Below are 24,888 nucleotides of genomic sequence, written 5' to 3'. Positions count from 1 at the left end.
ATTTTCTTTAGCGCGATGACTACAGCAAATACACGTATAAGACGAGAAGCGAAATCATCTCTAGTATAAATTTCCACGCGCCAATACTTACTAGGCATCACCAATTGTAGCCAGGCTGTGAGCTAACTTATTATTTCGATGATAACTGACCATTAGCGCTGTTTGCGCTCGAGTCATGCCCACATAAAGTCGACGCACATCTTCGATCAACCCATCTTCATCCCCATCTTCGCGTCGTGGAGAAAAGCTACCATCAAGAATAACAACCGTATCAAACTCCAACCCTTTGCTGCTGGGTATTGGAATTATATTGATAAGTTCAGCAGTATCAGAATACATTTTTTTCTTAGCACTATTTTTTAAATGTAAAAACGGTATTCCACTTTCTTGAAGCGCCGACGCCATCTTTTCCCCCACCGAACCACCTGGATACAATATGGCAATCTTATTCCACTCTTTACCTTTATTGTTCCATGCCTCGATGCAACGAAGACAATAATTAATTTCTTCGTCAAGACTATTAAATTTTCTAACCGCTGGCTGATTCCCAGACTTACCTGCCGCTTCCGGCTCGATCAATGGAACATCTGGATCATCGGACTGTGTAAAGTATTGTTTCGCAAAGCGATATGAAAAATCTAAAATTTCACGCGTATTCCGATAATTAAGGCGAAGAATTGTAGTACGCCCCTGAGCCTTTATTCCCACACTAGATAATGTAAATTTAAGCGCTGATTTTTTCCTGTAAATTGTTTGCGCATCATCATATAAAAGCAGAAGTGAATCGGTATCTGGGTCAACCATTTGCGTCACCAGCTGTAACCAAGCAGGTTCGAAATCGTGCCCCTCATCAATAAGTAACGCACCATACTGACCACGAGGAATACTCCCGCTTTCTACCCCATTGATGACACTTTCAACTTGTCGCTCCCATATCGGCGCATCACCATTAGGTACTGCCACATGATAGCTACGTAGCATTTCGCCACACCAATCATGAAAATGGTAAATTTGAACGCGGTCGTCGATTCCCCGTGCATACATAAAACCACGAAGCCGAGCTGCGAGAGTGATATTAAAACACAAGACCAATATGGGCTTATTCAATGCTTGTGCGAGATGAAGGCAACGATATCCAAGAATGAGTGTTTTACCTGAACCGGCCACGCCATGAATAACACGGTGGCCATCCCCAAGACTTCGCGCCAATTGCTCCTGCTGCAAATCCATAATATGTAGAATATCTGGAATATTGGGGTTTTCCACAGGAGAGCTAGCCTGCTCCTCATTTTCTTGAAATATATCTAACTGTCCTTGATCAATACGGATTTCAGGAAATAGATGCCACCGAATTCTATCTATTTGCGGAAGACTAAGCTTCTCACCAAATTGATAATTAAACATACTCCAGAGACGTTCCTGAAATTGTTCGGCATCTGCATTTTCGGTCATTTCATCTTTGCAAATCATTAGATGACCTGGGAGGATTCGCTGACGTATCTCATCGGGAATCCCTTTATCAAATGCATTACGAGTGATATTAGTAAATACGACGCCCCAACCATAAGGAAAACATAATTTCCCGCCATATTTGCCATTTTTCTGTAGTAACTGAGGGTCTCTCTCTAAAACCTTAAGAACTTCATAGCTGCACTGCCTAGCCTGCTCCATCGGATTAGGCACGACTTTACGACCATTAGGGGTTAGTAACTCAAATTCACTGTGATTCATCTTTTTGAGGGTGCTAGGCTTCCAATCCTTGACCTCCAAGAATAGTAAGCCACGTGATGGGTGCAAAATAACAAAATCGGGGTATCGACGCTTATCACCCAATGGTAGGTCATACCAACAAAGGTAGTCGTCTTCTAAAAGACTCTCTAGACGCCTAGCAAATCGGCGCTCACCCGATGTCATTCGACTCAAACAAGTGGAGATAGGAGGAATTATGACCGCCACGTAACATCCCTATGTGCAGCAAAACGCTAATTTACACGCTATCCCCAATTTCTCCAACTACCCTATAAATATATTTCACGCGCCAATCACACAACGTCTAGGTGTACATGAAGATGCTGGAAAACTTGTGAGGGAGATAAACTGCGACGACAAATGACTTGTCACAAGCCACAAGCCACAAGCCACAAAACAAACTGTCATCTAATTGACAATTATATACCTGCAGATTTGTTATCATCGCGCACATTCAGGTGCGATAGACGCGCCCATTTGCATAACAAAGAGAGTAGCGATGCGACTGATCAAGACTGTATTACTTTCATTACTGGTGGTTATTGCCATCGGCCTGTTTCTGATTAGCCGCCCGCTGAAACCGGTTGGCCCTGTGCTTGCGGCCAATGCGCCCGTTGAACTGAGCACCACAGCGCTGCAAAGCGCCGTGGTGGTAGGCAGCAATTGGGACGGCACCGCCGAGGTGTTCGACCCCGAGTCCTTTGAGATTTTAGCGCGCTACAATCTAGTGCCAGATATCGACGAACGCTTTGCCGAGATTAACGACAGCCTCTACCGGCGCATTGCCGCGCGGTTTATTCGCACTGTGATTGGCGAAGGCAATGACCAGTTAGTCGACGACCTCTTCCCCTCTAAAGATGGCCGCTACTTGTTTGTGTCCCGCCCCAGTTTTGCCGACGCCATTGCGCTGGATGTGACAACGGGAAAAATCGCTTGGCGCACTAAAGTGAAGGGCGTTCGCTCTGACCATGCGGCGCTTTCGCCAGACGGCAAGATATTTCTAATTTCTGCGTCTACCGGCGGCGTGGTTCACGCCATTGATACCGCGACCGGCGACATCGTCGATAACTTTTATCCCGGCGACCAGCCTCACGAAAGTAACTACTCCAAAGACGGCCAACGTATTTATCACGCCTCTATTGGTCGCGTGTTCGTTCCCACCACGGCCGACTGGCTAGATGGACTTAAGGGCGAACGTCGCTTTGTGGTTGCCGACGCCAACACCTATGACGTACTCAAAACCGTGGATATGCGCGAGAAGCTTGAGGAATACGGCATGGACTGGGTCGATTCTGCCGTGCGGCCAATGGCGATTATGCCGGATGAAAGCTACGCCTATATGCAAATTTCCTTTTTTCACGGCTTCTTTGAATACGACCTAAAAGCGCACCGCATCACTCGTCATATTGAACTGCCGGTACCACCGCAGATTCAAGCCATGCCCCTGAGCCAATACCAACTTAACTCCGCCCACCACGGTTTGGCGCTAAACCACGCGGGCACCAAGCTATGCGTTGCGGGCACGATGTCTGGCTATGCGGCGATAGTGGATCGGGAGAGTTTTGAGTACACCATTGTCACGCTGTCTGAAGAACCCCTGGGATCTAAGCCATACTGGTCCACCGAAAGCGAAGACGGTAAGCACTGTTACGTGTCGAGCAGCGAGCAGGACAGCGTTGTTGTCATCGACTTTGAAACCGCTGAGCTAGTCGCCACCGTGCCGGTTGGCAACCACCCGCAAAGAATACGCACGGGCAAATTGCTGTTGCCCATGCGTTAAAAAATTGACTGGATCACGCTTTTCTTTTTTTTAGGGGAGCGGGGGCTCAGAGTAAAAACTCGCCTTGGGCTTCGCCTCGATTGCCCAGTTAGTTATCCACTTCAATCGCGCCAATGTCGCCAAGCGCATTTGCTGGCCGTGCTTGACCGAGTTGATCAGTCGCCAGTAAACTCACATTGCTAGTGCGTTCGCTGAGGCGGACGGTGATGCCGTTAAAGCTACCGCCGCTGGCGCCAAGGAGTTCGGTCCAAACGTCATCATTGATTACCGCCGGCCCGAGATCGGTAATTTGATCGACATTCACGGCGGCAATCTCGCCCGCTAGGGCCCGGTCGAGATGATGCCAAAATTCGATATAGGCGAAGTTGTATTCCTCTTGGGGCCAAGTTTGAGACGGGCCACACCAAAAAGCCTGCTCAAGGGTATTTATTAACACATCATCGCAGTTGCGATATTGCTGGGCGCCCTCTGTATCAGAATCGATATCCGCCAGGTAGTTTTCAAAGTAGTCTCTAAACTCACTGACAAACCCGACTTGCGCATAGATTGCTTCAATTCGGTCAAGTACCAGAGGTAAAAGCAGCGGTGTCATGCCTTCATTTTCAGGGCCGTCTAACTCGCCAAGCACTTCGGTGAGAAGGTAGTCATCGCCAGGCACTTGATTCAAAGCAGTGCCCACAGGTGCATAGTAGAGTACCGCGAAGGGATCGGACTCAAGGCCAGCCGAGGGGATAAACGCGGAACGGGTCTCATCGCCTAGCACCTCTGCGCCGACAACACCGTCGATATCGTTTGTTTGCGGATAGTGCTTGCGCGACAGCGATGCCCACGCCGGCTCGCCAATGGGCACCAGTATCTGACTAAAGTCGATAACGCCAATGCGGTTGTAACCGAGGCTGCGGAATTCAAATACCGAGCCAGTAAAAATATCATGGGAATAACTGCGCGCTATCGTATAGCCACTGGCGTCCACGCCGCCAATCTCATGCACGGTGTTGTCGACAACAATAGATTGGCCAATGATCATATCTTCTACGGCATGGGCATTGCCGATGGTTGCGGCAATACCACCCGCCAGATTCGGTTTGTCGATCTCGGTATTTCGCGGCTTTCCATACACCTGATTCTCGACAATAGTACTGCCCCTAATCTGCATATAGCCGTTGGACATATACACTCCACCACCGCGCCAGTAGCCAATATCAAGCAGGCTAAACAAAAAGCTGGGCAGCAGCAGGGGCTCAACCACATTTCGTGCAATGGTGCTGTTGCTGACATGAATTCTAGTCGACAGACCGATGCCACCGCCGTCTGAATACACGCCGCCACCGTAGGCAAAAAGCCCCGTAATACGATTTTCTGTAATCGCCGATTGGCTAATAGACGACACCGCGACCCCAGTATCACGACCGCCAACCGCAAACACACCACCCCCAGCCGCGCCGCCACCAGACACCGTGTTGCCGCTAACAATGCAATTTTCCATCACAACCGTATCGGCATAGACCCCGCCGCCATAGGCGCCGCCATCCCGCGATGTATCTTGATCATCACCCACGGCGTGATTGTCGTAAATGCGGCAATTACGCAAGGTGGCAACGCCCCAGACTGCGAGTCCCGCGCCTCTTGCCAAGGTTGAGGCCTGTTCGTCGTCGGGGTGCTGACCAACATCTGCCGCGGTAGTAAACATACTATGGCCGCCGGTGACCGCAACATTGCTCAGCGTAAGATCGCCATCCACCGCCAGAATCCGCGCAGGCTCAGTGCCATTCCAGTTAAGCGTAATCCCATTGCTCAGATTCGAGGCATCGATGATGAGATCTTTGGCCGCAAAAAGTGCTGATCGGCCGTAATCCCGATCAAAATAGCCAATAAGAAAGGAGATGTTATTTGCGGTATCAAAGCCCAACACCTCACCGACGAGTACCGTGTGCTCTTCACCCACAACGCTTAAATCGATCGTGCCACCATCAAGACTCGGATCAAATGTAATCTGCTGCCCTGACGACGCGGCAGCAATCGCAGAACGCAGGGTTACGGTGTCACCCGAGGGTGAGGCTTCGTCCAGTAGACTGTTTACTACGATAGATGATAACGTCGATCCGCCACCACCGCTGCCGCCACAACTTACTAGCGACGCCATTAATATGAACAACATGACAACGCCGGTAAGTCGAGTTGGGGGTTGGTCGATAACGGTTCTACGCTTCATCGTTCACCTCGTAACAGCTAAATTAGCAGTGATATTCAGGATAGCTAGAATATTAAAGATAGCCTGTTGCTAGGATTAACGCCATGATGACAATCTCAGAAACGGAGTCGTTATAAAATCCCCTAAAAATATTGTTTAGCGTTTTAAAGTAAAAAATCAAAACTAAACGAAAATATTTGCAAGACGAGTGATTGAACATCAAGCTAGTAGGACTTTGGCGTACTCACGCAGAGAGCGCCCTCCGTAGCTAAAGAGATTGCCATTAAAGAGCTGAACGACTGGGGCGGATAACTAAAACCATGACAGACACACTGACATCAATGCTATTGAACAACCCGCAATACGCGCTTGCCATTGTGTTTTTAAATGCCCTTTGTGAAGCCACTGTATTATTAGGGCTATTTGTTCCAGGAGCCGTTCTGGTCGTCGTCACTACCTTCATCTTTTCGCAAGGGATAGCGAGCTTAACGGAAATTACCACCGCCGCCTTTTTTGGCGCCTTGCTTGCAGATAATGTAGGTTTTCATCTTGGCAGACTGCTTGGCCCTAGCTTTCACGAATCACGCTTTGCGCTTCGATACACATCAAGTTTGCATAAGGCTGAAAACTTAATTCAACGCTATGGCTGGGGAGCAATATTACTTGGTCGCCTACTAACCGCCATCAGAAGTATTGTTCCATTATTGACAGGTATCAGCGGCTTTCCGGCTTGGCGTTATTTTATTTTTGATATTATTGCCTGCGCAATATGGGCTATAGGCCTAGGCTTAATTATCACAGGCGTGGATAACGTTATAAACTGATCTCTTGCTGTGCCTATGAATAACTGGAAGCAACTAGAGATCTTCCATTTATTCAGCAGTGCGATGACTTATCTTTTTCAGAAAAATTAAAAATTAAGAAATGCCACACTCATGCCCTTTCACTTTTTTGCCTACTTCAGCGCACCATCCATCCCATTAACACCTAGCTCGCAATGATGATTAGCACCTTGCCAATCATCATTGCGTCAATCACCTACGCACTGGCTATATTGCCATAACGTTAAGGCATCAAGCTGGGGCCTGCCACGTAGGGAATGGATCAGGCAAGGCCTCCCAATGTTCACGCCCAGCTAAGACTTCCTCATCACTTAGCAGACAGCTATCTAAAGTGTTAATAAAGTGATCTTTGTCGAGGTTTTGACCAATAAACACCAGCTCCTGGCGCATATCGCCAAAAGGCTCCTGCCAGTTGCTTCTTATAGAGGCGAGATATTCTTCATCCTCTGGCCAGCGATCTTCGGGAATCGCTTTCCAAAACATACCGGCAAAGCCGTGACGCGCCATGCCTCCTGCTTGACTCCACTGCCCAGCAAACTCTGGACGACTGGCAAGCCAAAAATAACCTTTGGAGCGAATCAGCTTGCCTTGTATGTCCTGACCATGAAGGAAGTCATGAAATTTTTGTGGGTGAAAAGGTTTTCTAGCGGTGTAGGTAAAGCTGGCAATGCCGTATTCCTCGGTTTCGGGAACATGTTCACCACGCATTTCTTTCAGCCAGCCAGGGGCTAGCTGAGCGCGCTCAAAACTGAATTTTCCTGTACCCAATACGCGACCAATATCTACGTCACCATTGAGAATTGGAACAATTTCAGCTTCGGTATTCAGGGTTTTCAGTACAGCTATAAGACGGTCTAAGGTGGCCTCATCGACCAAGTCAGTTTTGCTGATTAACAGCACATCGGCAAATTCCACCTGCTCCACAAGTAGGTCGGCAACACTGCGCTGATCTTCTTCGCCTAAATGTTCGCCGGTTTCCTGTAGGAATTTAGCCTCGTCATAATCTTTAAGAAAATTTAACGCATCCACCACCGTGACCATGGTATCCAACTTGGCAACATCAGACAGGCTAACCCCGTCTTCATCAGCAAAGGTGAAAGTTTCAGCTACCGGCAGCGGCTCGGAAATACCGGTGGACTCAATGAGCAGATAATCGAAACGACCTTCGCTGGCCAAGCGACGGACTTCCAACAACAGATCTTCCCGCAGGGTGCAGCAAATACAGCCGTTGCTCATTTCCACCAGTTTTTCTTCACTGCGGTTGAGCTCAACCTCATTTTGCACTGCGCTCGCGTCGATATTGATCTCGCTCATATCGTTCACGATCACCGCCACTCGGCGGCCATCTCGATTGTTTAAAACATGACTTAGCACGGTGGTTTTACCTGCACCGAGGAAGCCAGATAAAACCGTAACCGGCAACATATTAGCGGCGTCTGCCATAGTGTTTCTCCTTCTCTTCCATTTGTTTTTTAACTTCTGCGCAATATTCAGCGGTGGGACGGATCAGCAAACGCGCTGTGCCAATAGGCTCGCCACTGCTAAGGCAGTAGCCATAATCCCCTATGCGAATGCGCTCCAAAGCGGCATCGATTTTGGGGAGTAATTTTGTCTCTCTATCCACAATACGCAACGCCATGCGGGATTCTTCTTCGTACTGGGCCAGATCAGCCTCGTCGTTAAGCTCCGGACGATCACTGAGGCTTTTCTGTGCCCTGTAAATACAAGCTAGAGTTTCCGATTTCAAAGTGAGTAAGTGACTGGAAAAAAACGCCAGTTGCTGCTCATTCATATACGGTGTTGCAGGAATGTCTTTCGGTAACGCCATAGCGGTTCAGTCGCCTTCTGTGTAACTCAATGTTAATTGAATCCATACATCGTTATGATATAACATATCATAAATGGTTGACCAAATTCCGGCAAGTAACAATTACCAACAAAATGACAACAGGAGAAGGGCTTGAAACACTATATAGGGAAGTCGGCAGTTTTGAGGGGGTTAGGTCTGACGATGCTTATTCTGGCATCACCACTCTCTGTTTTGGCAAGTGACACCGCCGAAAATGAATCGGAAAAAATGGAGACCATGACTGTCACTGCAACGCGCACGGAAAAAAACCGTCAGGACGTTCCCGTGTCAATTAGCGTACAAGAAATGGAAGCGCTATTAGAGCAAGGCTTTACCTACGGCACAGACGAATTTAGAGGCGTACCTGGAATTTCCTTTCGACGCGGCGAAGGCGGCGGCGACGTGTTTCCGTTTGTATCGTTCCGCGGCTCTTCAGGCACCGACGGCTACCTCGCCTTGATTGATGGTGTGCCCTACGTTGGCGTTTTTGAAGAAGCACCACTGGACCAGATTCCTTACGGCGTTGTCGAGCGGGTTGAAGTTGTTAAAGGACCGGGCTCGACACTGTATGGGCGTGGCGCGGTATACGGGCTGGCAAACTACATCCTTCGCCGAGTTGAGGGGGACGAGAACAAGTTGTCCCTGACCGGCGGAAGCAATGGCTACGTCAAGGGACAGGGATCGCTTACGCGTCGCCTAGACAGTGGCGTTGGCGTACTGCTCGACGCCACTATTGACGAATACGACGGTTGGCGCGAGCGCGGCGGCTACAGCAAGCTAAACTTGTTTGGCAAAATAGAAATGCCGATTAGCGACCGGACTGATATCACCGCCTACCTAAACTACTATGAATCCGATAAAGGCATCACAAACGGTATCCCGCTCGACAATGAGGGCAATTTACTACCTGTGGCGGGTGGACGAACGGCATTCTTGGGCTTCGGCACACCTAAAGATGACCAGCAATTATGGTTTGGAACCCTGAAGATCGACCATTCATTAAACGCAAATCTTGCCCTTTCTGCCTCACTGCAATTGCGCCACAGTGAGCGTGATAATAATTTGAATTTTTATGATGCGTTTGGCTTTGCCCCCGACCGGAACGTCTACGCCGTCAACGGCTTTCGCAGCGAAAAAGAACAGGACGCAGCGGTTTTCGATGGCAGTCTACATTGGCAAAGTGAGCGACATAATGTGGTGGCAGGCATGAGCTTCGACCACGCAACCTCCTCCGCATTAGATATGTGGTCTGGCCAACATGGTTTTACTGCAGAGTGTGGCTTTAACTTCTTCCTCATTGAGGTGGATTACGCCACAGGGCAAGTGATCAACCGAGACCACCCTTGCTTTGTGGTCGACCTTCCCTTCAGTGATAACGAGGTGGAAAATACCGCTTGGGGTATCTTCGTTCAAGATGAAATCAGCTTAACGAATACACTCACTGCAACGCTGGGCATCCGCTATGACGCCTTCAAGCGCGATGCAGAATTCGACCCCGTAGCCGGCTCTTCTGCCAGCGGTGACTTAAGCGGCGATACCGATGCTATCTCGCCCCGTTTTGCCCTCGCATGGGATAGCGCCATCGGCAACCTCTACTTTTCTTATGGTCGAGGCTTTAACTCCAACTTCGGTCCCATCTTTGAGTGGAATCCCGCGAATTACGCGCGCCCCGAGAATAAGCCAACGACCATCGACAGTTATGAAATTGGCCTAAAAACAGCGACGGAAGACAATCGACTGCAATTGGAAGTAGCCATCTTCCAAACAGTTCAAAAAGACCGCCGCTCAACAATACCCAACCCCGCAGCAGAAGATGACTTCAGCCAACCATCCAATCTGATTAGCTACGGCCAACGCTATGAAAGTCGGGGGTTTGAATTTTCTTTAGCTTATCTGCTCACACAGGATGCACGCCTCGCCGTATCGGCAAGTTATATCGATCCCGAATGGGATGAATACATCATAAATAGTTGGGGCACGGTGATCGACCTTTCTGGCACCACACCAGTAGGTGTCGCCCAAAACACCTACTACCTCTCTTACGATCATCGTTTAGCGCCGTGGATCGAGTTACGTGCAGTCTACGAATACTATGGCGATTACCAAATTACACAGGATAATCGAGTTGATGGTGGGCAATACGATCTATTAACCCTTGGCGCGAGTATCTATCCAGTCTGGTGGCCTGATATCACCTTCAAACTCACTGCCCTGAATGCCTTAGATGAGGAATATTATTTCTACTTTGGTGATCAAACTGCACCCACTTATGCAACACCGGGACCGGAGCGCGAGCTAAGAGCCTCTGTGGAGTACAAATGGTAAAGTCCATAAGCGGATGGGTGCTGTGCCTGTCCCTGCTTTTGGTTGCCTGTGAGAAAAATAGCGACCCTATTTCACCCGCGGTCGACACAGCAGCCGACACCGGAAACAACAACGCTGTGGCAATGAACTTAAACTTTGCCAAAACCTTCAGCGCCGTCCAACAGGACGGCATGTGGATAATAGACCTGAAGGCCAGCATCGCAACCTGGGGCAGTGAAGCAACCGGACCGGAACAACGCGCCCGCATTCTCTTGGTACCTAAAGACAGGCCTGTACCCACCATGGAAGGTGAGTTCGCGGACGCACAGCTTATTCGCATACCCGTCGAGCGCATTGCAGTTAATCTGGCGCCGTTTGAAGCCATGTTGACCGCGCTGGAAGAAGACAACCGCTTGGTTGCCGTGGGTGGCCCCAAATCCTACAACGACTCGATTCGCAAACGGGTACTGGCAGGCGAGATAGCGCAGATCGGTTATGGCTGGCACATACCGCCCATCCTTGATGCTCTGCTGGCTGCGGAACCAGATCTACTGTTAATGGCCATGGGCGATCTCAGCCACAGCAGTCAAATGGCGCGGATTCGCGACCTAGGCGTGCCGGTATTGCCGATGTTTATCAATTCCGAACCCCATTACATGGGTAAGGTGGAATACATCCGCTTGCTAGGCTTACTGACCGGGCAAGACCAAGCCGCAGAGCAATTTGTGGCGATGGTGGCGGAAAAAGTCGACGCGCTTAAAACCGCTGCCGCCGCTCAAGCTAGCAAGAATGTAATTTCTGCGTGGTACAGCGGCAGTGGCCGCTGGATGGCCACGGTGCGAAATTCAGAAGCGGCACTGCTGCGCGATGCCAATGGACAAAACCTCTTGGCGGAGCCCGACGACCCCAGACGTGATGAGTTTCAAAAATTGGCCACCGAGCAACTGATCATTCGCGGTGCCGATGCGGATTGCGCCATCCTCCGAGATAGTCATTCCCAGGTCTTTCGTGATCGCAAAACCTTGGAACAATTTCGCGCCTTTCGCAACGGCTGTGTGTTCGCCATCGACGGTATGAATAAACTCCAAGCAGACGCCTACGATTATTACGAAGGCGCGGTGATTCGGCCAGACCGCGTACTCCGAGATCTGGTTCACATGCTCCACCCACAGCTACGTGACGACACCTCTTTTATGTACATTCAACCGGACAAACCCTTTTATGATTAATCGCCATCGTATCGGCACGGGGTTGGCAGCACTTGGCCTGTTACTATGCACCTTGGCGGCGGTGTCCCTCAGTATCGGGCAGGTCACTGTTGATCTACCAAAAGTCATCGCCGCGTTGCTGGAGAGTTCCGGCAGTAATATTATTGATCACATCGTCGTAGACATCCGCCTGCCTCGCGTCCTTATGGCAGCGCTCGCAGGTGCGGCACTCGGCATTGCGGGTGTTTTGATGCAAACGCTTTTTCGCAACCCCATGGCGGATGCCTGGTCTTTGGGGCTGACCGCCGGTGGCCAGCTCGGGGTGGCAATGGCCGTTGCCGCTGCAGGTTTTGTCGGCCCGGCAGCGATTGCATTTATTCAAGTCTTTGAAGGGATAAGCTTAACCCTTGCGGCGGGACTGGGGGTGCTACTGTCAGCTTTAGGCATGATGGCCCTGTCTCGTCGTGTAAGTACCATTTCTTTACTGGTGGTGGGCTTAATGCTGGGCTTTTCAGTACAGGGACTAGTCAGCGTGATTATCCATTTTGCTAACAGAGTAGGCGGCAAGGTATATTCAGGATGGGCAGACGGTAGCTTTGCCTCCGCAACCTTCGACAACATTGGCATGATGATGTTGCCCATTACCGCAGGTATCGTTTTAGCGGTTATCAATGCCAAAGCCCTAACCACCTTGCTACTGGGAGAGACCTACGCCCGCAGCTTAGGTACGGATGTTATTCGACTGCAACGGATGACATTGCTGGCGGTGGTTTTACTCGTGGCGCCGGTCACCGCCTATTGTGGCCCCATCACCTTCCTTGGCCTGATTGTGCCCCATTTGGCTAGGGCGATTTCTCGCTCTGCGCACATACTCCCCCTGCTACCCCTCTCTGCGCTGGCGGGGGCGGTTTTGGCTTTAGCGGCTGATTTGGTGGTGCACCTACCCTGGGATGTTCACTTCCTGCACCTTAATGCAGTGCTTGGCATTGTCGGCGCGCCGGTGGTTATTTTTCTATTGATATTTTCTTCCAGCGTGAGGCGGCAAACATGATCCAGCTTAATAAGCTCAGTGTGGGTTATCCCGACGTCGACGACGCGGTGCTAAAACACCTCGATATGGCCGTTAAACCGGGGAACTTTGTTTGCCTACTAGGTCGCAATGGTGCAGGTAAATCCACCTTATTACGCACACTGGCAGGATTGCAAAACACCAAGGCAGGGCAAGTTTTAATTCACGACCAAAATGTTCACTCCCTGAATCCAGTGGAACGGGCCCGACACATTGCCGTGGTATTAACTGACCGCCAATTCGGCTTGGGCTTAACCGTGGATGATGCGGTCGCCATGGGCAGGCAGCCGCACACAGGCTGGCGCGGAAAGCTTAGTCACCATGACTGGGACTTGGTAGCAAAAGCGCTGAAGCTAGCCGATGCTTCAAACTTAGCGGGACGATATTTGGACGATCTCAGCGACGGCGAAAAACAGCGAGTTATGATTGCCAGAGCCGTTGCGCAAGCCCCCAGAGTCATGCTACTAGATGAAATAACCGCCTTTCTTGATTTACCGGGACGGGTCGCCAGCATGATGATGCTAAAACAATATGCTGTAGCTAATTCAGCCACTGTCGTGCTTTCTAGCCATGATCTGGAACTGTCATTACAACTTGCCGATACTATTTGGCTATTGGACGGTAAAGGAAACTGCCTTACAGGTACCCCAAGTTCGCTGCAAGAAACGGGGGCGATCGCCGCCGTGTTTGACACCAGGGACGTTAAATTCTCCGCCATCACAAAACAATTTGAACTACAAAAAAACCTAAACTGAATACTTTTCGCCCTGTTGCAGCAATTCAGGCGCGCCCAACAAATCATTAATTTTCGATAAATCAATTAAGCCCTCAAAACCGCCAGTGCTTCCGTGCTGGCTAATATGAGACAGTAAGGCCTGAGCTTGCGGTACAAATAAATGCAGTAAGGCTGCGGGGTATAATGCAATTTTATAGCCTAGTTGCTCCAAGCCATCAGCGGAGTCGATTGGCGAGCCGCCGCCTTCAACTAAGTTGTGTACCAAGGGAATTCGGCTGGCAAATTGCTGAGAGATAATCTGCATCTGTTCAGGCGTTTTGGGAGCCTCAATGAACAGCACATCGGCACCCGCCTCCACATATTTTTCTGCTCGCTCTAGCGCATCGTCAAGTCCATTAACGCCTAGCGCATCCGTTCGTGCAATGATGACGGTATTGGCGTCTTGCCGAGCATCTAAAGCCGCTTTGATTTTGCCTACCATTTCATCTGCATTGACCACCTGCTTACCCGCCATGTGACCACAGCGTTTGGGCATCACTTGGTCTTCAATCTGTAGCGCCGAAGCACCGGCCCGCTCAAGCACCCGCACCGTGCGCTGAACATTTAAGGCATTGCCAAACCCAGTGTCGATATCGACCGCCAGAGGCATACTCACTCGTTCACGCATCACCGCGACCACATCGGCCACTTCTGACATAGAAACCAAGCCCATATCCGGCCGGCCATGACGAGCAAAAGCAATACACGCTCCCGACACAAAGCCCAACTGGAATCCCGCCTGCTCGGCCAATAATGCCGATAGCCCGTCATATACGCCTGGCGCACGTAGACAGTGTTGTTTTGCCAAGTGCTGACGTAATTGATAGGCATGAGACATAGGTTAATTCCGTGAAGTAATCTGTTTTACAAAAAAAAGAGGGGCCGTACAGGTGTATCGCTCTAAACGCTAAACCAAGCCATTCGCTAACTTAGCTGCCAGCCAGAAATTTTTTGTGGCGATTTAAACATCTACGTTCTATACAGCCAGTTTAAACTATCCAAGCAGTTGATATAAACGCATCATCATTCATCCCAATAAGACACCGCGTTCATCCTGTAATGCTGAAATTCATCGCCCATCATACCAAAAACCTGCGGATGCAATTGTTCAAGAAATTGACCTATCTCCATATTCAGATTTTTATTGCGGCCGTAAAGCATTTTCACTTGGTCTTTCACCTGTTCGAACTGACTAGATAAAGCCATCCCGCGTGACCTCTCAGCATTATAATCCGATTCTATGTCCTCTAATTTATCTCTCGCCCAGTCGCGCTCATCAATGCAATCATCAATTTGCTCGTTTACATCCGCAATAGCTCTCTTCTCTTGAAAATTACAACTATTCAAACAATCCATATCAGGTTTGTTACGGTAAGTACCCAAAATAGGATCCCTAACTCGCCGCTCACAGCGGTTACCGCAATCAAAATCAACCTGTTCAGCACGACAATTCAAACTTGCGTCATCACTATAATTGTCGGCTTTACTTTGATAGCCATCCAAATTTTCAACAATAGCGGACAGACGTTTTTCTAAACTTTCACGCTCGACAACTAGCGCCGACAAGCTTGTATGACTTTCATTAAAAGACTTCATTTTCTCGTAAATCTTAACCAACTCTTCCGCTCCCTTTCCGGTCACTTGTTTAGTGATCTTCGAAAGGTTAGCAATACCATCTTGGTAAAGGTCGACTTTCTCCTCCTCGCTGTCTGCACCGTATACCCATAAATCAATCTTTTCTTCATATTCATCGCAAGGGCTATTCTTAAAGAGCTGTTTGACTTTTTTATTTTTAAAAAATGTATTACTGCACGTCGAATATATGTCGTAAAACTGATCATGCAACTGCGCCAACTCACTGTCAGCGGCGTCACTTTCCTCGGGCGAGGCCGTCTTTAATCGCTCAATTTCATTTTCTATATCGGTAATCGCTCTAACAACGTCGGCCAAGGTCTCTGCTACTTGATCATCAGGAAGGTTAGCAATATAAACATGCATTTCTTCAATCGTATCAGCATCTGGCATTTCCCCAATGACCGTCCCGTGTTCTTCCAAAACCTGAATCAGCCGCGTATGAGCTACATCTAACTCCGCTCTCATTTCGCCAGTATCCGCATTGGCTAACGGTGCAAACAAAGTGATTAAAGCCAAACATAGTATGGCTAAAGCAAGGCGAGTCGATGGTGTATTACTGCGAAACAAAAGAGACATTAAACAAAACCCAACAAAAGACATGTAGTTAAAAAAGATAAATCACATTTTAAAGGCTAATTACTGCCAATACCCACTAAGATTTTTTCGACACAATCGTCGCTCGCCCATAGGCGACCAAGCCGGCACCAAATAAATACATCGTCAGACCATATACCATAGATGGAATGGCCATTTCCTGCGAATGTAGAATTGTGGTCGCAAGCAGAATCCCAATAGTGCTGTTTTTAATACCTAATTCTACCGCAATCGCCAACTGATCAGCGCGTTGCACACCGGAAAGACGTGCAGACAACAAGCCGACACCAATACCCAGCACATTAAGAAGCAAACAAGCAGGCCCCGCCTGCACCAATAGCCCCACAAGCTGGTCTCGTAAACCGTAAGATATCAGCACAATCAAACTGAGCAACACCACTGCGCCAAAACCATTAAAAGCTTTCTCTGATTTAGCTGCAATCATCGGAGCCTTTGCCCTAACCAACATACCTATACCGGTAGGAAGTAAAACAATAATAACTAACATAGCGATTGTGTCGACAACCGGCATACTTACATTAGCTGCACGACCAAACTGCCAGCTCAATGCTTGATTAACCAACAGCGGCAAAGTGACAATAGTGGCAACACTTGCAATGGCGGTGATAACGATAGAAAGCGCCACATTGCCCTTGGCTAAATAAGTAATCACATTGGATGTCGCTCCGCCGGGGCAGGCTGCCAATATCACCAAACCAACCGCAATGGCAGGCGGTAAGGTCAAGCCCCAAGCCAGTAAAAACCCCAGTGCCGGCAACAGCAATAACTGGCCGATACTACCTACGATTGAAGCCCTAGGATGCCGCGCCTCTTTTACAAAATCATCAACAGTTAAGCCAAGGCCCATGCCAATCATGATAATAAATAACGACACCGGCAAACCAATATCAATAAACACGTTCTGTTCCATGTACTTTCCTTATTGTTGTAATGCCAAGACCTGGTACCGCAGTGTAAATTGACGCAAGTTAGATATCTGTAAACTGAGCGACAGTTATCCTCCCCCTCTCAATATACACAAGCCCTGCATTCAGCACGATTTATTATGCCCACGCCAAGCTAACCAATAACGTCACTCAGCAAAGGGGTGAGCTTGTGAATACTAAAATCTGCCCTATATTGAGAGACAGGTGATAGTGAGTAGCTTTAAACCAAACACCATCATCTATGAAAATCCTAATAAAAATTATAAAGGGGTAACTCAATGAGCTACATTAAAACCATACAATTACCGATTGGTATCTGTCTTTTGTCCCTCGTAGCTAGTGATCTTTACGCACAAGAGGACAACACCTCCGGCAGCGTAAAAGAGATTGAAGAAGTGGTGGTATTAGGGTCTCGCAAGCCGGGGCGCTCCGCTGTCGACATGCCGGTTCCGGTTGATTCACTGGGGTCCGAAACCCTGCGCCAAACTGGGCAAACTGAAGTTGGCCGAATGCTCCAATCACTTGCTCCCTCATTTAACTTTTCCAGCTCTTCAATCAGTGACGGCACCGACGCCCTCAGACCAGCTACATTACGCGGTTTAGGGCCAGATCAAACACTGGTATTGATAAACGGAAAACGACGCCATACCAGTGCACTTATACACGTTAACACGTCAGTGGGGCGCGGCACCTCTGGCGTTGATATGAACGCAGTGCCAGGAGCCGCCATTAAACGAATTGAAGTATTACGAGATGGCGCCGCCGCACAATATGGCTCTGACGCCATTGCCGGTGTCATCAATATTGTACTTAGCGACGAACCCGAAGCAGGCCGTATTGGTGTCTCATACGGCGAGTATTCCGAAGGAGATGGCGAAACCCTTAATATCGACCTCAACAAGGGCTTTGCATTAGGCGATAATGGTTTTGTGAATGCGACACTAAACCTCCGTGATCGAGGCTCAACCAACCGGGCCGGGCTCAGTGGTCAATGCCAATATTTAGCCGGCTGTGATGCCAACAACGATGGCATTGGTAGCGCCGACCCAGATGGAATCGACGAGGCCGCCGATCCACGAGAAGCCTCATTCCCTCGCCAAAATTTTAGAATTGGCGATGCAGAATCGGAACAATTAGCCGTCATCCTTAACGCAGCCTACCAACTCGATTCAGGCGAGCTCTACGGCTTTATGACTTACTCTGACCGCGAAAGTACCTCGGCAGGATTTTACCGCCGAGCCAATCAAACCGAAAACAACCCCACCTTAGTTGATGGCGAGGCCTTTGCTCCCAATGGCTTCCTGCCGTTAATCAATACCCAGATTGACGACTTCTCGGCCAACATGGGTTATAGCCGCGAATTTGCCGACGATATGACCATGGATTTATCCTACACCGTCGGCTGGAACGATTTTGCCTTTATGATAAGTAATTCCGTGAATGCCTCTTATATCAACGAATTGCGCTACGGACAAAATCTCAGTGATGCCGATATTCGAGCAAATGCATCAAGAAGTGCTGACGCCGGCGAACTTAGCCTAGGCCTGCAAACCATCAACCTCGATTTCACCCAGTTGTTTGGTGCATTAAGCGTGGCTTGGGGTGCCGAGTTACGGCGCGATGACTATAAAATCACCGCAGGCGAAGAATACTCTTACTTTGACTACGACACCGATGCCAATGGCACGTCAATGTACGCTGCCGATGCCAGCGCGGGCATACAAGTGTTTCCCGGCTTTCAACCCGGCAATGAGCTCGATGAAAGTCGCGATGTTTGGTCACTTTATGTAGACGCAGAATACGAAATATCAGAGGCATGGTTAGCCAGTGGTGCGATTCGCTACGATGATTACGATGATTTTGGTGGCACCGCCAATTTCAAATTAGCCAGTAGCTTTAGAGTAACCGACCGAGCCAGTATTCGAGGCGCGATTAGCACGGGTTTTCGCGCACCCTCTATGCAGCAACAATACTTTAATAACATTAGCACCCAGTTTGTATCTGACGGCATGGGCGGCTTAGTAGCACAGGAGCGCGGCACCTTCCGCAACGACAGCCCAGTAGCGCAAGCCATTGGCATACCCCAACTGAAAGAAGAAGAATCACTCAACCTCAGCTTTGGGGTGGTATTGGAGCCCATCGACAGCTTAACCATAACGGTAGACGCCTATCAAATTGATATTGAAGATCGCATCGTACTGAGCGGCGGCTTAACTTCTGCATTGGGTGATGCCAATCTAACCGCCGCGTTAGCAGCAGCCGGTGCGAGCAGTGCACAGTTTTTCCTAAACGGCGCCGACACCGAAACCCGCGGTATCGATATTGTGAGTACTTACATGATGGCCGCAGGAGAAGGTGATTTGGCCATTTCATTTGCCGCCAATTTTACCGAGACCGAAGTTACTGACACCTTTACCGGTGGCGGCTTGTCTACTCTAGATCCAGACGATGTATTCAGCCCACAAGATATTTCCATTATCGAAGAATGGCAGCCCAAAGATCGTATTAATCTCAGTTTTAATTATTCACTAGAAAAACTGACGGCGGTCGTTGCCTTCAATCGTTACGGTGAATACACGGTGTGTGAAGGCAGCTGTGATAACTCAACAAACCGGCAAACCTTTAACGCCAAAATATTAACCGACGTCAATGTGAGTTACCGCGTAAAAGATGATGTCACCGTGAACGTCGGAGCTAACAATATCTTCGATGAAAATCCTGATAAAAATCGGATCGGCCAGAGTCGTGCAGGAACCATCGCCGATGGTAGCGGTGACGTTTTTGTTGACTCACCTGGCGTGTTTTTATACTCGCGGCGCTCAGCGCCATTTGGTTTTAACGGCGCTTACTTTTTTGCTGGCGTCACCTATGATTTTTAAACCGATAACGAAGCAAGCGCTTATTTAAGGCGCTTAGAGAAATTATAAAAAAGGCGTGCTGTATTCAGCGCGCCTTTTTTATTGAGTTTAAGTTTAGCCCTTAATCTCCACGGCTCTCCCGTTCACAGCCTCACGAAACCAAGGGCTTGGCCATGGGCGAACTTACCCGCACCGAAAACGGCATTTGAATTTCGTAGGTCACACCAGCCACCCTCGTCGGTATCAACGAACCGGGTTCAAGCTCTGGCGGGAAGATACCTAGTGGCCGACTGCGCTGACCAGAAACATAGATACGATCACCGCTAGGCGCAATGGCCACGCCAGTGACTTCCGTCAATTGCGCGCTGCCGGGCAACTGTAGCAGCGGAATGGTGGTACGATCTGGCAATAAAACCATACAACGCATATAGCCACCATCTTCTACTACCAGCATTTCACCATCTAAGGTCATGGCGATATTATCAACACCGGTTAAAGGCTCTTCATCGCTATCAAAGGGAGAACCGGCAACGTCATTTCTGGGTTCATAAATACTTTCAATGGTTTGCCCTTCAACATCGATAACCCAAATATTATTATCGCCCTTGGTTGAGAAGAAAATAAAACCACTTAGGCTCCAAACGCCTTCATTACCGCCAAAAATGGTTGCATCAACCATGTCTACGGTCGCTGGCTGGGGCGTACCATCATCAATCGCATCATTCCACACAATGGGGGTAGGGCCAGCTCGTGCGACATCAATTCCAGCGGGCACATAAAGTACCTGTAATTTACCCGCATCCATATCGGGTCGTTGATCCGCTACTGGCCAGCTGCTTGAATCCCATAGCGTACGGTAAAAACGGTCGGTCTCAGTGTCGATATCTTCAGTGTGATAAATAGCGCGGTTATCCGCATCCACCGCAACCATCTCGTGAGCCTTGCGACCAAAACGAGGTAGCTCTACATACTCACCACCATCACGTAAGGGACTGCACTCAAACATTTTGCCGTCCCAGATTTCCTCACCGTTAATCCATGTTCCCCACGGCGTTGCACCACCAGAACAATTGGTAGTGGTGCCGCGCTGGCAAGGATAGGCATCAACTAAATTACCCTCGACATCAAATCGCAAGGCACTGACGCCGCCACCAAAAAAGGGTGGCAGAAACTCTGCTGTTTCACGATCCAAATTAGAAAGGAATACACCTGTTGGATTCAGAGCACGCACCGTGGTCAGGTCACGTGCTTCAGAATTACTGACGTAAATCCAACCACCATCTTCGGTCCTAAATGTACCACCACCGTCGGGGTCTGAATGCCAGAAAAATAAAGGATCAACCTCCGGCACAGGCGGCGCACCAAACACCGCAAGCTGTCTAGAGGTAAACCCTTCTGGTAAACGAATGCCGTCGTCATTGGGCTCTAACAGTGGGCCCATGGTTTTAAATTTGCTTGAAAAATTGGCAAAGTTACTGTCATCGCTGGAGCTAGAGCTTGATCCACCCCCGCAGGCAGTCAACCAATTTGCCGTTGCCACACTGCCAGCAGAATACAATAAATTGCGCAAAAAAACACGGCGTGACCAACCTTTACGCTCGACTTCTTTAAGTAATGGATTCACATGCACTCCTCACCCTTTCATATAATTCAGCTGGAGTATCAATGTGTAACATCTAACACCGTAGCCACCTCTTTAACAGCAAACCCTTTTAACATAATAAAATGACAGCAATATGTCATCTTACCCTGTTGGAACCACGACCTACAGTGACTCTGCAAGAGAGGCCTTGCAAGCCGTTAATATAACCGCGTGGAAAGCCAAGTCCGACAAAATCCACACACCGGCCGCTGAGCTCGACATGATGTATCAGAAGGCGTCAACGGTCATAAAAAGCATTTTTGCTTTGGCGATTTTTTGATAAATATCCGCCTAACAAAGTAATATTTTCGCAACGGAAAATCCCGCGACTTATTCTTACTTCTGTTATCTTCAATTAATAGTGCTATGGGGTTAGTCCAATGAGATGAGGTTTAAACGGTGTTAAATTCGCTACTTGTTCGTACTAACCGCAAGATGCCTTACCTTTCGGCGGGAAAGTTTTGCAACTAAAGTCTTACTCCCTACGCTGCCATCGTTTAACGCTAACTAATGAAGCCAAGTCAAACAATAACCAAGTAATCTGTCTATTCTAAAGAAGCTGCCGGTTAAGCTATATGGCAGAGAAAATTCGAATAACAATGCAATTATGTATGCCTTCGAGGGAAAGTAATGAGCCAACCTATTGACTACCGAATCGCGAAAACACTAGGTTTAGTTGGAGAACTATATCCGGCCGCAGAGTCCGGCCCACTGCCAATTCGAAACGCGCCTTCGCCACTACGCGTTTTTTTACCGTTTATTGGCCAACGCGAAGAGCGTCGCAAGCGACGAAATACTGAACAGCCAAAAACGCTTATGGGCAAAGTGCTTCAGCGGATGACTTTACGAGCAGACAACCAATGGCAAGACAGTGAAATTACATTATCTCCTGGTGAAGTTTTGTCGGTAAGTGCAACTGGCCACTTGTTTATCTCCCGAGCATTAAATGTCAGTATTGGGCCAAAAACCTGCTTGTGGTATCGCGTCGACGATGGAGACATTCATCGCCTTCCCAGTGATACGGGAACGATTACTTCCACAAAGGGAGGAAGGCTGTATTTCCAAGTTGCGCTGCCGGGTGCATTTGGTAATCGTGCTGGAGAAACTAGCACGGAAAGCCCTCCGCCCCCTATGAGCGGTACGATTGACGTTGAAATCTATTCTGGCTCAGGGGCAGAAGACAGCCCAGAGCTTCCTCAAGGATGGCATTATTACTGGCGTTTAGGTGAAGGGTCGATTTACCGTAAAGGCGGTGATGATGAACCAGCTCTTTGCTGCGATACACATGGTGATGTTGGAATTATTAAGTATCCAATTGATCAGCCGTTGACTGACGACATGCAATTCTCATGGGACTGGTTCGTGGATGCTTTACCGTCAACTCTTCCAGAGCATGTGCAACCGACGCACGATTATTTGTCGATTGCTGTTGAGTTTGAAAACGGCTTGGACCTGACTTATATGTGGAGTAGCACATTGCCAGCCGATACGATTTTTCAATGCCCGTTACCTTGGTGGGACAAACGTGAAACGCATTGGGTATTGCGTCGACCTGAAGATGGTTTGAGTATGTGGCACCATGAGTCTCGCAGTATTAAGGACGATTACATAAAGGCTATAGGCGGAGAGGTGCCAAAACGCATTGTCGCTGTTTGGTTAATTGCTAACTCTGCATTTCAAAGCGGGCACGGTAAGTGTAAATATCGGAAAATTAAGCTGGGGCCACGTGAAGCACAGCAATCCATTTTCTAGTTCAAACGTGTCCATTCTAGCAAATTCTTAATCACAGATTGCTGGAGCCCAACAAACCGCAGGTGGTGCTTAATCGACCACCTATCATTCGTGCCGTAAAAGGGGATGGCGCCTCAGACTAGGCTATGAGGCGTTATACATAATTCTATTTGAATGTCCGCTTTTCCCATTTAGCGATTAATTCCCTCAAAACGAGAACGACCGCGCCTAGGGTGGTATTGGAGCCCATCGACAGCTTAACCATAACGGTAGACGCCTATCAAATTGATATTGAAGATCGCATCGTACTGAGCGGCGGCTTAACTTCTGCATTGGGTGATGCCAATCTAACCGCCGCGTTAGCAGCAGCCGGTGCGAGCAGTGCACAGTTTTTCCTAAACGGCACCGACACCGAAACCCGCGGTATCGATATTGTGAGTACTTACATGATGGCCGCAGAAGAAAATGCAGGTAAAAGTCGGCCAATGCCAGCGCGAAGATCACCGCGCAAACACAAATCCATCACTAATTAAATCGCTTAGGCGGCAGTGTATTCTTCAACCCACCGCTGCAGATTGAACCAAAGCTGCTCAGCAACCAGCGAATCACGCATTTGAGGACTAATCGGTACTTGCCGACGATCGCAATAGTATTTACCCGAAACGAGCCTTTCTTTGGGTGCCGTCGCGCAAAACAACTGCGTTTGCGCCCCCTGAGCCGGTGATTTCAACAAGAGCTTCTCGAGTGGCGCCATAGCATTGCGCACTAACTCCACCACACCTGAATTTGCTAAGCCTTTCCCTGCGACGTTGGTGTACACCGCCCCGGGGTGCAAACAATAACTTGTGACCCCACATTCAGCGTAATGCTGATCAATACTGTCGGTAAGATGCACCAGCGCTAACTTAGACTGGCCATAGGCATTCCACGAATTATACGGCCGCTGTGGATTTTCAAACTCACTATTAAGGCCTCTTTTGTAGAGCTGTGACACCACGCTCACCACGCGACTGTCACCACTCTGCGCCGCCGACACTTGTAACAGGGGCAATAGTCGCCACGTTAAATGGGCGGTGCCTAAATAGTTAACTCGCCACTGGATTTCAAAGCCGTCAGCGCTGCGCTGTGGCGACGCCCACTTAGACATTAGGTCGAGATGGATACCGGCATTATTAATAAGAACATCTAGGGCTAAGCCCGTTGCTTTGTAGCCACCAACAAATGTTTCAACCGATGCGTATTGCGACAAATCCAAGTTAAACGCATAGATATTTTTATGGAAGCAAGCTGGTAGCTGCTGACGTAAAGCATCGGCAATGGCATTGCAATTACAGCGCACCGTAATTGCCACCACGGCGCCGTGAGTTAATAATTGCAGAGCCGTGGCATAACCGAGCGAGCCTTGTGCGCACCCCGTCACAAGGAAGTGGCGGCCTTGAAGATCAGGTAACTCCGCCATTTTGGCTCGGCGAATTAAGCGCCATCTATTTTTTAACATCGCGCTTACCACACCCCCTCTGACCAGACAGCTATACGTTGGCATTTCCGCAAGCTCACATCTTGCTGTGTCAAGTACGCCACTCTACTACCTCAGCCAATAACCACACCATCAATCAAACGGATGATATTGACAATCGTTTCCCGAATCTTAATAGTGATTACCACTTTGGCGAGCGCGTATCGCCATAGCGACATCTGCAAGCTAGAATACCCT

General features: G+C 48.9%; 19 protein-coding genes. 10 read left to right on the top strand and 9 right to left on the bottom strand.

Going from position 1 to position 24,888, the window contains the following annotated elements:
- Positions 1 to 90: 90 nt before the first annotated feature.
- Entirely contained in the window at positions 91 to 1,956 is a 1,866-nt protein-coding gene (locus tag AELLOGFF_RS01225; RefSeq protein ID WP_159266953.1) for a 3'-5' exonuclease, read from the bottom strand.
- A gap of 292 nt (positions 1,957 to 2,248) precedes the next feature.
- Here AELLOGFF_RS01225 and AELLOGFF_RS01220 point away from each other — a divergent pair, with 292 nt between their 5' ends.
- On the top strand, positions 2,249 to 3,529 hold the full coding sequence (locus AELLOGFF_RS01220; protein ID WP_159266952.1) for a YncE family protein: 1,281 nt from the start codon (positions 2,249 to 2,251) through the stop codon (positions 3,527 to 3,529).
- Positions 3,530 to 3,617: 88 nt separating this feature from the next.
- On the opposite strand, the gene AELLOGFF_RS01215 is transcribed toward AELLOGFF_RS01220, so the two are convergent.
- Positions 3,618 to 5,741 carry a CSLREA domain-containing protein gene (locus tag AELLOGFF_RS01215; RefSeq protein WP_159266951.1) on the bottom strand — a complete coding sequence of 708 codons (2,124 nt, stop codon included), beginning with the start codon at positions 5,739 to 5,741 and terminating at the stop codon, positions 3,618 to 3,620.
- 299 nt (positions 5,742 to 6,040) lie between these two features.
- On the opposite strand from AELLOGFF_RS01215, the gene AELLOGFF_RS01210 reads away from it, so the two are divergent.
- Complete coding sequence (locus AELLOGFF_RS01210) at positions 6,041 to 6,544, top strand: DedA family protein (RefSeq protein WP_159266950.1); 504 nt, start codon at positions 6,041 to 6,043, stop codon at positions 6,542 to 6,544.
- A 249-nt stretch (positions 6,545 to 6,793) separates the two neighbouring features.
- Here AELLOGFF_RS01210 and zigA read toward each other — a convergent pair whose 3' ends face one another.
- Entirely contained in the window at positions 6,794 to 8,005 is a 1,212-nt protein-coding gene (zigA, locus tag AELLOGFF_RS01205) for a zinc metallochaperone GTPase ZigA (RefSeq protein ID WP_235035544.1), read from the bottom strand.
- Entirely contained in the window at positions 7,989 to 8,390 is a 402-nt protein-coding gene (locus AELLOGFF_RS01200; protein WP_159266949.1) for a TraR/DksA family transcriptional regulator, read from the bottom strand. The genes zigA and AELLOGFF_RS01200 overlap by 17 nt, the downstream gene beginning before the upstream one ends.
- A 132-nt stretch (positions 8,391 to 8,522) precedes the next feature.
- Here AELLOGFF_RS01200 and AELLOGFF_RS01195 point away from each other — a divergent pair, with 132 nt between their 5' ends.
- Genes AELLOGFF_RS01195 through AELLOGFF_RS01180 form a run of 4 tightly spaced genes read left to right on the top strand, consistent with a single transcriptional unit; the run spans position 8,523 to position 13,747 of the window.
- A complete protein-coding gene (locus tag AELLOGFF_RS01195) occupies positions 8,523 to 10,736 on the top strand; it encodes a TonB-dependent receptor (RefSeq protein WP_159266948.1) in 2,214 nt (737 codons plus the stop codon).
- Complete coding sequence (locus AELLOGFF_RS01190; protein WP_159266947.1) at positions 10,730 to 11,944, top strand: ABC transporter substrate-binding protein; 1,215 nt, start codon at positions 10,730 to 10,732, stop codon at positions 11,942 to 11,944. Before AELLOGFF_RS01195 ends, AELLOGFF_RS01190 begins: the two co-directional genes overlap by 7 nt.
- Complete coding sequence (locus AELLOGFF_RS01185) at positions 11,937 to 12,974, top strand: FecCD family ABC transporter permease (RefSeq protein ID WP_159266946.1); 1,038 nt, start codon at positions 11,937 to 11,939, stop codon at positions 12,972 to 12,974. Before AELLOGFF_RS01190 ends, AELLOGFF_RS01185 begins: the two co-directional genes overlap by 8 nt.
- Positions 12,971 to 13,747, top strand: a complete 777-nt coding sequence (locus AELLOGFF_RS01180) for an ABC transporter ATP-binding protein (protein WP_159266945.1) — start codon at positions 12,971 to 12,973, stop codon at positions 13,745 to 13,747. The genes AELLOGFF_RS01185 and AELLOGFF_RS01180 overlap by 4 nt, the downstream gene beginning before the upstream one ends.
- Here AELLOGFF_RS01180 and AELLOGFF_RS01175 read toward each other — a convergent pair.
- The 3 genes from AELLOGFF_RS01175 to AELLOGFF_RS01165 all read right to left on the bottom strand — a co-directional run bounded on the left by AELLOGFF_RS01175 (position 13,739) and on the right by AELLOGFF_RS01165 (position 16,927).
- On the bottom strand, positions 13,739 to 14,605 hold the full coding sequence (locus AELLOGFF_RS01175; RefSeq protein ID WP_159266944.1) for an isocitrate lyase/PEP mutase family protein: 867 nt from the start codon (positions 14,603 to 14,605) through the stop codon (positions 13,739 to 13,741). The two genes, AELLOGFF_RS01180 and AELLOGFF_RS01175, sit on opposite strands and share 9 nt — an antisense overlap.
- Positions 14,606 to 14,790: 185 nt before the next feature.
- Positions 14,791 to 15,978 carry a hypothetical protein gene (locus tag AELLOGFF_RS01170; RefSeq protein ID WP_159266943.1) on the bottom strand — a complete coding sequence of 396 codons (1,188 nt, stop codon included), beginning with the start codon at positions 15,976 to 15,978 and terminating at the stop codon, positions 14,791 to 14,793.
- 76 nt (positions 15,979 to 16,054) lie between these two features.
- Positions 16,055 to 16,927, bottom strand: a complete 873-nt coding sequence (locus AELLOGFF_RS01165) for a bile acid:sodium symporter family protein (RefSeq protein ID WP_159266942.1) — start codon at positions 16,925 to 16,927, stop codon at positions 16,055 to 16,057.
- A 294-nt stretch (positions 16,928 to 17,221) separates the two neighbouring features.
- On the opposite strand from AELLOGFF_RS01165, the gene AELLOGFF_RS01160 reads away from it, so the two are divergent.
- Entirely contained in the window at positions 17,222 to 19,822 is a 2,601-nt protein-coding gene (locus AELLOGFF_RS01160) for a TonB-dependent receptor plug domain-containing protein (protein ID WP_159266941.1), read from the top strand.
- A gap of 130 nt (positions 19,823 to 19,952) precedes the next feature.
- On the opposite strand, the gene AELLOGFF_RS01155 is transcribed toward AELLOGFF_RS01160, so the two are convergent.
- Positions 19,953 to 21,425 carry an alkaline phosphatase PhoX gene (locus AELLOGFF_RS01155; RefSeq protein WP_159266940.1) on the bottom strand — a complete coding sequence of 491 codons (1,473 nt, stop codon included), beginning with the start codon at positions 21,423 to 21,425 and terminating at the stop codon, positions 19,953 to 19,955.
- Positions 21,426 to 21,537: 112 nt separating this feature from the next.
- Between AELLOGFF_RS01155 and AELLOGFF_RS01150 the strand changes: the two genes are divergently transcribed.
- The 3 genes from AELLOGFF_RS01150 to AELLOGFF_RS01140 all read left to right on the top strand — a co-directional run bounded on the left by AELLOGFF_RS01150 (position 21,538) and on the right by AELLOGFF_RS01140 (position 23,707).
- Positions 21,538 to 21,723 carry a hypothetical protein gene (locus AELLOGFF_RS01150; RefSeq protein WP_159266939.1) on the top strand — a complete coding sequence of 62 codons (186 nt, stop codon included), beginning with the start codon at positions 21,538 to 21,540 and terminating at the stop codon, positions 21,721 to 21,723.
- 350 nt (positions 21,724 to 22,073) lie between these two features.
- The gene (locus AELLOGFF_RS01145) at positions 22,074 to 23,195 is read left to right on the top strand and encodes a DUF3047 domain-containing protein (RefSeq protein ID WP_159266938.1); all 1,122 of its coding nucleotides are present in this window, start codon (positions 22,074 to 22,076) and stop codon (positions 23,193 to 23,195) included.
- A gap of 212 nt (positions 23,196 to 23,407) precedes the next feature.
- On the top strand, positions 23,408 to 23,707 hold the full coding sequence (locus tag AELLOGFF_RS01140) for a TonB-dependent receptor (protein ID WP_159266937.1): 300 nt from the start codon (positions 23,408 to 23,410) through the stop codon (positions 23,705 to 23,707).
- Between the two features lie 5 nt (positions 23,708 to 23,712).
- Here the strand turns inward: AELLOGFF_RS01140 and AELLOGFF_RS01135 are convergent, their stop codons facing one another.
- Positions 23,713 to 24,672, bottom strand: coding sequence for an SDR family NAD(P)-dependent oxidoreductase (locus AELLOGFF_RS01135; RefSeq protein WP_159266936.1), 960 nt, complete (start codon positions 24,670 to 24,672; stop codon positions 23,713 to 23,715).
- Positions 24,673 to 24,888: the final 216 nt, after the last annotated feature.

Source organism: Zhongshania aliphaticivorans (genome assembly GCF_902705875.1).
Classification (GTDB): Bacteria; Pseudomonadota; Gammaproteobacteria; order Pseudomonadales; family Spongiibacteraceae; genus Spongiibacter; species Spongiibacter aliphaticivorans_A.
This window is presented reverse-complemented; position numbering and strand designations above follow the sequence as displayed.